Source organism: Dyadobacter pollutisoli (genome assembly GCF_026625565.1).
In the GTDB taxonomy this organism is placed as follows: domain Bacteria; phylum Bacteroidota; class Bacteroidia; order Cytophagales; family Spirosomataceae; genus Dyadobacter; species Dyadobacter pollutisoli.
On record NZ_CP112998.1, the window covers coordinates 5,306,870 to 5,319,497 of the forward strand.

Sequence of the window (12,628 nt, forward strand, 5' to 3'; positions counted from 1 at the left end):
ACGTAGGAATGAAGAAAGCACTAAAAGTATTGGCCATTGTAATTTTGACCGTATTGATTCTGGTAGGAGTCTTGATTTGGGGCATTCAGACACCTTTTGGGCAGAATTTTCTGACATCGCAGGCCAATTCTTTTCTACGGAAAAAGCTCAAAACAAAAGTCAATATTGAGAAAGTGCGCTTCGACATTCCTGATTGGATCATGCTCGAAGGCGTTTATCTGGAAGACACACACGGAGATACATTGCTTGCGGGCAAAAGACTTTATGTAGATCTTGATATGTACAGCCTGATCAAAGGCAATGTAGGCATCAATAAAGTTGAACTGGAAGGTGTAACGGCGAATATCAACCGGGTACTGCCGGATACCGTTTTCAATTTTCAGTTTATCGTCGATGCTTTTGCAAGTACCGACACGGTTCAGACGGATACTGCTTCTGCGCCGATGGAAATGCGTCTTGACCAGATCAGCCTGAAAAATGTAAAGCTGTCTTATCGCGACGCGGTGACAGGAACCGACGCATCGACCAACATTGATTCGGCATTGGTGAAATTTGACAAATTCAACCCTACCCTCTCCCAATACCACCCCACTACTTTGGCCATTCTGAACAGCCAGGCGAAAGTAAGAATGTACAAGGCGCTAAAAGTAGCCGCAGCCGGGCCTGCCCCACAACCAGACCCGACCGATTCGCTCGACCTGAAATTGGGCGACATTGATATCAGCCAGTTCAAATTTCAGTTTGATGATGAAATTTCAGGATTAAAGAATGGCGTGACCGTGGGCAGATTGCAAGGCCACGTCAACAAAATTTTCATGGGAAGCCAGCGGGTAGAAGTGAAAAATGTGTCCCTGGAAAATATGTCGCTGTATGCAGAGTTTGCAAAAAAGGTGAAAGCAGAAGCTTTAAAAGATACTGTCACTACGGCAACGAATGCCCCGGCTGACGAAACGCAAGGCTGGCATGTAAAAGTAGGAGACATCAAGCTGGTCAATAATGATCTCCGTTACGATGACTTTAATAGCCCGGCCATACCCAAAGGCCTGGACTATGCACATTTGAATGTAAAAGATTTGAATGTTGCCTTGCAGGAATTCGTTTTTTCTCCTGAAAAAATAGCCGGCGCATTGAAATCAGCTTCTTTCAAAGAAAAGAGCGGATTTACTTTACAGGAACTTCGCACGAATTTCGCTTATGGTGATAAGGAAACTTACCTCAGAAACCTGTTTGTAAAAACCCCGAAAACATTACTGAGAGACGAACTTAGTCTGCGATACAACAGCCTCGACGACCTTACCAAAGACATTGGCAAAGTCAAGATCAAACTGCGGCTTACGAACAGTCAAATTGCATTTTCAGACATTCTGTTGCTGGTTCCCGACCTGGCCAAAACACCTCCTTTCGACAAGGAACCCAGTGGAATGGTGAAAGGATCGGGGCAGATTGCAGGTTCGGTCGACGATATGCTGATTTCCAAAGCGCGGTTCACGATGCTCGACGGAACCGTACTGAGTGCGGATGGAAGGCTGCGTGGATTGCCTGATGCAAATAAATTGAACATGGACCTGGCGATCAACGAAATATCGTCGACCAGACAGGACTTGCTCAAAATGCTTCCCGACAGCACGGTGCCGGCTTCCATTGAACTTCCTGAGCAAATCAAGATCTCGGGAAAGGTCAAAGGATCAATGGAAAACCTGACTTTGACGACGACGATCAACACTTCATTCGGTAACGGCACATTTTCGGGTAACCTCAAAAACATTACCGATAGCTTGAAAGCCCAGTACAATGGTACATTGGCTTTCAATGACTTTGATCTGGGCAAATTGATGAAGCAGCCGCCCGAGCAAATGGGCAAGCTGAGCCTCAGAACCGACATTGAAGGTATTGGATACGCCCCCAAGACCATGAAAGCACGATTGGACGGCACCATTCAAAGTGCAGATATTAAGGGCTATGTATACAACAACCTTTCACTTCGCGGAGACGTCGATAATGGTATGGCCAACATTGCGGCCAATATGGATGACAGGAACATTGATGTTAACCTGACAGCCCAGGCTGATTTGTCCAAAGAATTCCCATCGGTCAAAGCAGATGTTTCTATTGACAATCTGGATCTTACCGCACTGCATTTATATGAGGACTCGTTGCGGGTAAAAGGCGATATTGAGGTAGATATGCCTGCGGCAAACCCCGAAAATCCGCTGGGCAATATCCGTATTAATGATTTGGTACTTACCCACCATCGCAAGCCCATCGGAATCGATAGTATCAATGTGGCGCTCACCGATTCGAGTGGTCTAAAACAGGCGGACATTGAATCGCCGTTTTTGAAAGCCAAAATGAAGGGTGACTTTGTGTATACTGAGATCGCCGACGTACTTTTGACCGAAGTAGGAAAGCATTTTAAAGCCCCCGACCTTACTTATAACACCATTACCAAACCCGTTAACTTTACATTGGATGCTACCGTGACCAACCATCCGGCTCTCCAAATGTTCGTACCGCAGTTGAAGGAGATGAAGGATATTCAGCTGCATGCGCAGCTCGACAACCAAAAAGATTCTTCGATCGTTGCAAGGCTTACAATTCCGATGGTGGATTATGATAGCATCCGCACCGAGCGCGTGTCGGTGAACTTCGCTAATGTCGAAGAAAATGCGACTTTAAATGCATATGTAGGACTTGTAAATACCGGCAGTTTCCGAATGCAGAATGCATCATTGGAAAGTAAAATCGTCAACAATGATGTAAAATTCGACTTCATTGTTAAGGATTCCGTAGATACCGACCGGCACATGTTGAAGGGAGACCTGGCGGTTGCAGGAAGCCACTACCGCCTGAACCTCCGGGACGACCTTTTACTGAACTACGTGGAATGGGAAACGGACACCGCAGGGTACATTCAATATGCTACGGACAGTTTATATGTCAAAGATTTTGTGATCAAAAATGGAGGACAGGCCATTAAAATCAATTCCACTACCGCTGCACCAAACAGCCCGCTGGACATTGCGTTGAGTAATATTTCAATTGGCCCACTGATTGAAATCGTTACCCTCGACTCCACCATGGCGTCGGGGATCCTGAACGGCAAGATACTCCTGAGCAACTACATGACAGCCCCGGTTTACACTGGCGACCTGACTATTGACAGCCTTGCCGTAACCAAAATACCGGTCGGAAACCTGGCTTTGAAATCGACGAATGAAACTGAGAACCTGATCCGGGTGGACATGTCGCTGACCAGTGGTGAGAATGATATGCGCGTCGCTGGTGGCTATAATTTAAAATCCGACAGTCCGATGGACTTTAAAATGGATTTGAAAAAACTAAGCGCCAAAACAATCGAAGCATTCAGCTTTGGCGAGCTGCGCAACGCTGAGGGAAATCTGACCGGCGACATTGCTATCACAGGATCGACCGACAGCCCGAGATTAAATGGTGCTGTGAATTTTGACAAAGTAGCATTTAATGCTACACAGCTGGGGGCTAGATATTCGCTGGCTAATCAGAAGATCAATTTCAATGGTCAAAACATCGTTTTCAACAATTTCATTATTGCGGACTCTGTGAACCAGCAAATGAAAATCGACGGAAATGTAAGCATTGCCGACATTCCTAATGTGGGCTATAATCTGACCATTAACGCCAAGAATTTCAATGTCCTTAATTCGACCCAGAAACAAAATGAGCTATTTTTCGGAAAAGCTAATATAGACGCCAACCTGACCGTAAAAGGACAGGGAAGCAAGTCGGTGATTGATGGAAACATCAAAGTTGACCCCGGTAGCAATATTACCGTAGTGATGCCCAATGATGCCACGGAAGCTGGCGACGCTACCAAAGGCGTGATTGAGTTTGTAGATATGAGCGATTCGACGCAAGTAGCGCAGGCGGATTCCATCGCCACCGAACTTATGGTAGACTTTGCGTCGCAAATTAATCTGGAAATTGCGGTGGACGACAAATCTGAATTTAAGGTCGTGATCGATGAATTGAACGGAGATAATATCAGGCTGAAAGGTAATGCGCAGCTTAATACCGGTATCGCACCGAATGGTCAGTTGTTTTTGCTGGGCTCATATGATCTTACCGAAGGCTCTTACGATTTGACTTTACAGATCCTGAAAAGACAGTTTGAAATTCAGAAAGAAAGTACATTGCTCTGGACAGGCGACCCTATGAAAGCCGATCTGAATATTACTGCCTCCTACCGGGTCATGGTGGACCCAGGATCCATTGCCACTAAATTTCAGGGAGCGAGCAAGATACCCATTGACGTACAGATCATCATCACAGGGAACCTCACCACCCCGAACATTACATTCAATATTGTTCCCGGAAAAAATATTGACGAGCAGATCAAAAAGGACATCACAAGCCAGATTTTCTGGTCAGATATGATCGGGAACCCGTCCGAAACGAACAAACAGGCCTTCGCGTTATTGATCACCAATAAATTCATCACCGATCAGTCGACGGCCGGTTTCAATGTCGGATCCAGCGCGGAAGCGGTTGCCAGGCAGAGTGTGAGCCAGTTATTAAGCGACCAGTTGAACAACCTTGCGTCTGACCTGATCAAAGGCGTTGACCTGAACATTGGCCTCAACTCAACGGCCGACCAGACAACCGGTGCCCGTACTGACCTTAATCTAGGCTTGAGTAAAGCATTTTTAAATGACCGTCTCAAAATTTCGGTCGGTAAAAACTTTGAACTGGAAAGTCAGAACAAGTCTGCAAACTCCAATGAAGTGTTTGACAATATTGCGCTCGATTATTCGATTACCAGGGATGGCAGATATATGTTCCGGGGATACCGTAAAAACCAATATCAGTCCATTCTTGAAGGTTTTATAATTGAAACCGGGGTGAGCTTTATAATAACCGCGGATTACGATCTGCTTCGTGAAATTTTTCAAAAGCAACGAAATGAAAAATAGTGTATTCGGCATCATGGTCATAGGCATATTGCTGAGCAGTTGCTCGGTCAATAAGTATGTGCCGGAGGGCCAGAGTCTATATATTGGTAACAATGTCAAAGTAACTGCTGACAGCATATCGAAACCCAATGTTTCGGGGGTTGCCGATCAGCTGGAAGGGATCATTAAGCCGCCGCCTAATAAGACGATCTTCGGGTTTGCATGGAAAGTATGGTTCTACTATTGGATTGGCGAACCCAAAGATGAAGGCGGGCTAAGGAGTTGGTTCCGGAAAAAACTGGGTGAACCTCCAAAGTATGCGACACAGCGTATTGTCGATATCAATGCCAAAAATATGGTGTCTTTTCTCGATAATGAAGGCTACTACCGGTCATCGGCCAGGGGAAAACTGGTGCCCAGCAAAAAGAAAAAACGCAGGACCGCGGTTGCGGAATATGAGGCTTATGTGATGCCACGGTATGTGATCAATGAGATTAGCTACGTGGTACCGGATAGCTCTCTTTTCAACAGAGACCTCGTTTTTTCAAAAAAAGACACGTATTTAAAAAAAGGAGATCCGATCCGGCTCGACGTCATAACGGCAGAACGGACGCGGATCGACAGTGAGCTGAAAGGGAAAGGCTATTATTATTTCAATCCCGATTACCTGATCGTCAAAGTAGATTCGACCATTGGTAAGGCCGATTCCACACTAGGCCCTCAGCAGGTAAATCTGTTTCTCGAAGTAAAAAAAGAAACCGCGCAAACTTCGTTGAAACAGTATTTCATCAACCGTATTTACGTGAATACTGGCACGGAGGAAAACAAATCTGCCGACACAGTCGTGAACCAGGGCCGGTTACGGCGGGGATTAACCATTAAAGACCCGGGTAACCTTTATAAACGTCGGATTTTTTATGATGCGATCGGTTTCCGGCGAGGTAATATGTATACGAACACGATGCACGATGTATCGTTGCAGCGGTTGGTCAATCTTCAAAATTTCCGTTTTGTAAAAAACCGCTTTGATCTGGTCCCACGCTCAGACTCAGCAATGCTGGACGTGCATTACGACCTGGCACCGATGAAGAAGAAGTCGCTACAGACCACCATAAGTGCCAGCACGAAATCGAACAACCTTGGTGGATCACAGTTGGATGTTACCTGGCGGAACAGAAATTTTTTCAGAGGTGCGGAGATGTTGTCGGTAAGAGGCTACTTTGGATTTGACGTTCAACTAGGAGGCAATAAAGCGGCCAATCCCAACAAGGTTGGAAATGAATACTATCGGTATGGTGCCAGCGCAGATCTTGCCTTTCCAAGATTCATCATTCCATTCGTGAGAATACGACCTGAAAAAAGTCAGGCGCTGCCCAAGACCATTTTGTCATTGAACTATGAAAACCGGATTCAAAAAAACCTGTACACCATAACCTCAATCCGTGGCGACTGGTCTTATGTTTGGAGGAAGAATTCGGAAGTTGAGCATACGCTCACTCCATTCTCTATTAACCTGGTACAGTCGAGAAATGTCAATACTGAACTATTGGCCGAAATCGTTACAGATCCTAATACCAATCCGATAGATATTGACAGGCTTTATAAACTTGTCGATCAAAAATACTTCATAGCAGGTTCCAATTACTCGATATCATATCGCCCTATTCCGAAACCTTTCAGCAGAAATCAATACGCCTTGACGGGTGGCATAGACTATGGTGGCAATTTGCTAAGTCTTTTTGCAAAAAGAGCTTCTGATGACACTTTGGGAATATATGCAAAAGAGTTTTTGCACGTTCCAGTATTCCAGTATGTCAAATTGGATGGTGACGTTAGGTATTACCGAACGATAACACCTGGTATCAAATGGGCGAGCCGATTGATGTTGGGGGCAGTAAAACCATACGGGAATTCTAAGAACATGACAACACCTCAGTTCAAGCAATATTTTGGTGGAGGTAGTACCGGAATTAGAGCCTTCCGGGCGCGAGCACTCGGCCCAGGTGCCCTTGCGCCAGATACGGCGTCAATTCGCCTCCTCGGTTACCAGAATTTTGCCGATATACGAATGGAGTTTAACACTGAGCTCCGCCTTAAATTCACAAACATCATTAATGGGGCCGTATTTATGGACGCAGGAAATATCTGGTCTTTTGGAGACGGCGCCAGAGCTGGCTATTTTGACAAGAATGCTTTAATAAGCAGCAAATTCCTAAAACAGATTGCAGTTGGCGGTGGAATCGGTCTGCGGCTTGACTTTTCGTACCTTATTTTCCGCTTAGACCTGGCTACACCTTTCAGAAAACCATGGTATACTCAGGTTGTGGACACAGAAACTCCCGAAGGCGAGGTTACATACAAAAATCCGTGGGTGTTTAATGAAATTAACTTCGGCAGCAAAGCTTGGAGAAAGGAGAACCTGATCCTGAACATTGCGGTCGGGCTGCCGTTTTAGCGCAGTCGCTACTTAATCTCCTGACAAAGCTCAATCAAAATCCCATTAGTACTTTTGGGGTGGAGAAAACAGACCAGCTTGTTGTCTGCGCCTCTTTTGGGAGTGTCATTCAGAAGGATGAAACCTTCTTCTTGCAAACGCTTCATTTCGGCAATAATATCTTCTGTTTCAAAGGCGATGTGGTGAAACCCCTCGCCTTTTTTTTCTATAAATCTGGCGATTACACCATCGGCCGATAGTGATTCCAGTAGCTCTATTTTCGTCTCATTGATCTTGAAAAATGAGGTAGCAACACCCTCTGATTCTACCATTTCGCGTTTGTATGGATTGGCATTAAAAAGCGCTGAAAAAAGCTGCTCAGCGGCGGCCAGCTCCTTTACGGCAATACCAATGTGCTCTACGTTTTTCATAGGACCAGGGTTACATTACTTGCGGTTATCGCCACCGCCTACCATACTGAGGTAGCTTTCGTACCGGCTCATCGCAATTTCGCCTTCTGTGACCGCATGCTTTACCATACAGCCGGGTTCGTTGATATGCTGGCAATTATTAAAACGGCATTGGTTCAGCAAATCACGCATTTCAGGAAAGTAATGGCTGATCTCCTCTGGTTTCATATCGGCCAGGCCAAGCTCCTTAATTCCGGGAGAGTCAATGATAAAGGTGCCAGGCTCCAATTCGAACATTTCAGCAAAAGTAGTAGTATGGACCCCTTTATTGGCAAATGTGGAAACCTCCTGCGTCTTGATCGCCAGATCGGGGGCAATTGCATTGACTAATGTTGACTTGCCTACGCCGGAATGCCCCGAAAGCAATGAAACTTTCCCTTTGAGCAATTCGGAAAATGGTTCGAGGCCCTCGTCCGTTAAGGCAGTAGTAGTTATGCAATGATAGCCTAGCCCTTCATACAACTCCATGAGCTCCGACTGAAATTCCTTCATGTCGTCATTGAGCAAATCCTGTTTGTTGAAAACCAATATCCCAGGAATGCGAAAAGACTCAATCGCCACCAGAAAACGGTCGATGAAACCCAGGGATGTTCTCGGGAATACCAATGTAACGATTAGTATTGCCTGGTCAACATTAGCAGCGATAAGGTGCGAATGAGCCGCTTTATGTACCGATTGACGAACTACGTAATTTTCACGCGGCATGATCTCGTGAATGATACCGAAATTCTGTACGTCGTCTTCTATTTCAAAATTCACAGAATCACCTACTGCAATGGGATTGGTAACCTTTAATCCCAGTGCCTTAAATTTCCCTTTTAACCTGCATTGCCAGATGTGACCGTCCCTGCTGTCTCTCACATCATACCACGAGCCCGTGGAGCGCAGCACCAACCCTTTTACTAACATTCTCTGATCAATTTTTTCTGCAATTAGCGAATTTAAGAGGAGTTTCGCAGAACAATGTAAAAATTAAAGCACTGCGCTAAATTGTCAGAACCTAATTTAAGTAGTTTTATCAACAAGACTGTTTTTTACGTTTAAAACAATCATTGCAGACAATAACGTGTCAGTTGCTCATCCTCCGGTTTTGCTCTCAACCTATTTTCTAACAAGAAAATCTAGTCTCGCTCAGTTTAAAAATACAAATAATAATATTTTTTAATATTACAGGGCATTTTAATACTTTTTCCATACATTAGTATCCTTTGATAATAAAGAATATTAAAAAACATCGCCACAATAAATTTACACTCCCCCCAATAATGGACTTAGTTGTAGAAGAACCGAATTCGGTCATTGATATCCGTAAAAACCGTATCAGGAGCAACCTGTTGCTTCATTTATACCAATCGGGCGATACTTCAATCAACAAAATGGCAAGGTTGTTCCATGCCAGCATTCCGTCCGCCACCGGTATCGTAAACGAACTGATGCGGGAAGGCTGGATCACCGAAACCGGAACCGGCCCGGCAAGGGCAGGCAGACCACCGGTGCTTTATGGACTGAACGCCAAGAAGTATCTGACATTGATCATGGACGTTAATCGTCATGACACGCAGCTCGTCATTTTTGACTTGCATAACCAGCTGATCCTTAGAAGAAAAGTAGATATCAGACTGGATGACTCCGCAACATTTCTGGAACAACTTTTCCAATCGACGGACGATTTCCTCAAATCGAACAACATAAGCCATAGTAAATTATGGGGTATCGGGGTTTCCATGCCGGGACTGATCAATTCATCTCAGGGTATTAACCTTACGTATCTGAACCTCACACCTCCTGGCGTACCGCTGGTTGAGCACCTGAAAAAGCATTTCAAACTTCCTGTATGCCTTTTCAATGATACAAAGGCTACTACCATTGGTGAGCACCGGTTTGGATTTGCCGTTGAGAAAACGCAGGTACTGACCATTAACATTGACTGGGGCGTCGGACTCGGTATTATCATTAATGGAGAGGTTTTTAACGGCGCTTCGGGTTTTGCTGGGGAGCTTGGTCACATTCAGGTAAAACCTGACGGACTGCTCTGTCATTGTGGAAAAATAGGCTGTCTCGACACCATTACTTCCGCCCTGGCCCTGATCCGTCAGGCAAAAGAAGGTATCAGCAGCGGCAGGGCCACTATCCTTACCCAGATCGTTAACAATAATCTCGACTTGCTGGATACCTCGCACATCATTGAAGCGGTACATGCTGGCGACGAATTTTCGATAGATCTTTTGAGTACTGTGGGTACCGAGCTGGGAAAAGGGCTGGCAACGGCAGTACACTTGTTCAACCCCGAAGTGATCATTGTAGGTGGCTTACTGGCCGAAGCAGGGCCATTTATTTCCAATCCGATCGAACAGGCTATCAACAAATACTGTTTGTCAGATTTCAAAAATCCGCTCTCGATCCACATTTCGAAGCTGGGCGCAAAAGCGAGACTTTTGGGCACCCAGGTTCACTTATTTGAACACCTTATCGGTAAAGAATTCTCCTGACATTTCACATTGGGTTAGTGCCGCCATTTACAAAGCGACATTAGCCCAATGTTTCTTTCACTTTGTCCATAATGGTGTCGGTTGCACCAATTCCCGAAAGCACATATTGTTCGTTTACCTTTCCGGCACCCATTCTATCGCCAGGGTTCTCAATCCATTGATTGATAGTACTTCTTGCTGAATCCGAGTCTGCGACCGCTATGGCACCGCCTTTCTCTTTCAGATCCACGGCTTCCTGAAACCGGTGGTACCCTTTATTGCCAAAAATAATCGGTAATCCGAATGTAGCCGCTTCGAGAATGTTATGAAGACCTGCACCAAATGAACCTCCAATGTAGGCCATGTCACCATACCTGTACAGCGATGACAGCATACCGATATTATCAATAATCAGATAGTCAAATTGCTCGGTATCAGCTGTTTTGTCTAACTCAGAGTACAGCAATGATTTCCCTTCCAGACTGTTTCGCCAGCCTGAAATCTCGTCTTTTTTGATTTCATGCGGCGCGATGATCGCTTTCAGTTTACCTTTTGAACCATTAAGAACCGGGATCAAAACCTGCATATCTGCCGCCCAGACCGAGCCTGCCACCATGCAAATTTTTTCATTCCTGAAAAGTGCGATTTCCGGCAGATCACGGGCATTATCTGCAATGGTTTTAACACGGTCAAACCTTGTGTCCCCGGCAATGCTGCATGACATAATTCCCGCTCCGTGAAGCAATTCAATGGACTGCGCATTTTGCACAAAAATATGATTGAAACTTTCAAGCATTCTTCTGAAAAACCCTCCGTAAGATTTGAAAAATACTTGCCCTGGCCGGAATATGGAAGAAAAAGACAGAATATAACTCCCGTTTTTTTTGAGCTCAATCAGGTAATTAAACCAGAATTCGTATTTGATAAAAAAGACGATACGCGGATTGACAATTTCCACAAAACGCTTTGCATTCGATAATGTATCAAAGGGTAAGTAACAGATATAATCCGCGCCGCTGTAACTTTTACGGATCTCGTAACCGGACGGAGAGAAGAATGTTAGCAGAATAAAATGACCCGGATACTGGTTTCGATAAGCCTCCATCACTGGCCTGCCCTGCTCAAATTCGCCCAGAGATGCTGCGTGGAACCATACGACCGGCCTGCCAGCTGCCAGGCTTTGAAACGACTTTTCCATCTCATCGATGAGCCCTTTCCTCCCGGTCACGCCAAGCTTTATTTTCCGGTTAAAAGGTGCAACAAATTGGATTAAAAATGCGAACAGATTTATTGTAAATTGATAAGCGATTTCGGCCAAAGGATTCTGATTAAAAGGATATTATGGAAAAATTTATTTGTAAAAACCGCACAGGTCCGCAGTCTTTGGCAGGCTTTTTTACTTCTTTTTTCGTTTAAAGAACATAAATGTACAAAAAACCGTTAAAGTGGTGTCGGTATACAGCTGCTTACGCTATTATTTTGTACTTTCACTGTTCATACGACACATACATAGTCACAGAGAATTTATTTATAATATGATGCGTGTAAAACTTTTACTTTCAGTATCTATTCTGTTTGCACTATCGACAGATATATACGCTCAACGCCGGACGACGAAGACTGAGGACAGTGAGGAGAGCTATAAATCATTCACTTCTGTGGGTATTACCACAAATACTAACTCAGGAATCCTGGGAGGCGCTGTATTTCGTCAGTCATCAGCCATTTCTTCCAAGCTGTTCGGTAAAAATCAATACAGATATCTGGCACTGGAACTGGTGAATGTAAAACACCCTAAAGAACTTTCTACCCAGGATTTTGTAACAGGCGCCAGGCTTGTTTACGGAAAGCAGAATTACCTGTTTGTTCTCAGACCAGAATATGGCCGGGAGCTGACATTATTCAACAGACATGAAGATGAAGGTATATCCATCAGCGCGATTGTAGCAGCGGGTCCTTCACTCGGCCTTGAAAAGCCGTATATGGTTCAATTTCAGACTTCCGACGGCCGCGTGGTGACAGAACCTTTTGACCCTGTAAAACACGCCGGAAGTTCTCAAACAACGGGAATAGTAGGCGCAGGAAGCTTTTTTCAGGGTTTTGGACAAACGAAAATCGTTCCGGGGCTTCACGTAAAAACAGCGATGAGTTTTGAACTAAGCGCATTCAGGGAAAATGTGACAGGTGTGGAAATAGGTTTTATTGCAGAAGCATTTACCAGAAAAATTCAGATTATGGCATTTGCTGAAAACAGAAGCTTCTATACTTCCGGTTACCTGACCCTTTATTTTGGAAGCAAAAAAAGATAGTTAATATTACTAATTGACG

The 12,628-nt window shown here is 44.8% G+C and carries 7 protein-coding genes; 4 read left to right on the forward strand and 3 right to left on the reverse strand.

The features are described 5' to 3' along the window. The first annotated feature begins 8 nt into the window (after nucleotides 1-8). The gene (locus ON006_RS21615; protein WP_244824437.1) at nucleotides 9-4,949 is read left to right on the forward strand and encodes a translocation/assembly module TamB domain-containing protein; all 4,941 of its coding nucleotides are present in this window, start codon (nucleotides 9-11) and stop codon (nucleotides 4,947-4,949) included. After that, nucleotides 4,939-7,383 (forward strand): translocation and assembly module lipoprotein TamL, encoded by a 2,445-nt coding sequence (tamL, locus tag ON006_RS21620; RefSeq protein ID WP_244824438.1) that lies wholly within the window; start codon nucleotides 4,939-4,941, stop codon nucleotides 7,381-7,383. Before ON006_RS21615 ends, tamL begins: the two co-directional genes overlap by 11 nt. A gap of 8 nt (nucleotides 7,384-7,391) precedes the next feature. Here the strand turns inward: tamL and mce are convergent, their stop codons facing one another. Next, nucleotides 7,392-7,793 (reverse strand): methylmalonyl-CoA epimerase, encoded by a 402-nt coding sequence (gene mce, locus ON006_RS21625; protein WP_244824439.1) that lies wholly within the window; start codon nucleotides 7,791-7,793, stop codon nucleotides 7,392-7,394. Nucleotides 7,794-7,808: 15 nt separating this feature from the next. Further along, the gene (rsgA, locus tag ON006_RS21630) at nucleotides 7,809-8,741 is read right to left on the reverse strand and encodes a ribosome small subunit-dependent GTPase A (RefSeq protein ID WP_244824440.1); all 933 of its coding nucleotides are present in this window, start codon (nucleotides 8,739-8,741) and stop codon (nucleotides 7,809-7,811) included. 356 nt (nucleotides 8,742-9,097) lie between these two features. On the opposite strand from rsgA, the gene ON006_RS21635 reads away from it, so the two are divergent. Then, complete coding sequence (locus ON006_RS21635) at nucleotides 9,098-10,321, forward strand: ROK family transcriptional regulator (protein ID WP_244824441.1); 1,224 nt, start codon at nucleotides 9,098-9,100, stop codon at nucleotides 10,319-10,321. 40 nt (nucleotides 10,322-10,361) lie between these two features. On the opposite strand, the gene ON006_RS21640 is transcribed toward ON006_RS21635, so the two are convergent. Continuing rightward, nucleotides 10,362-11,528 (reverse strand): 3-deoxy-D-manno-octulosonic acid transferase, encoded by a 1,167-nt coding sequence (locus tag ON006_RS21640; RefSeq protein WP_310590226.1) that lies wholly within the window; start codon nucleotides 11,526-11,528, stop codon nucleotides 10,362-10,364. A 307-nt stretch (nucleotides 11,529-11,835) separates the two neighbouring features. Here ON006_RS21640 and ON006_RS21645 point away from each other — a divergent pair, with 307 nt between their 5' ends. Further along, the gene (locus ON006_RS21645; RefSeq protein ID WP_244824443.1) at nucleotides 11,836-12,609 is read left to right on the forward strand and encodes a hypothetical protein; all 774 of its coding nucleotides are present in this window, start codon (nucleotides 11,836-11,838) and stop codon (nucleotides 12,607-12,609) included. Nucleotides 12,610-12,628: the final 19 nt, after the last annotated feature.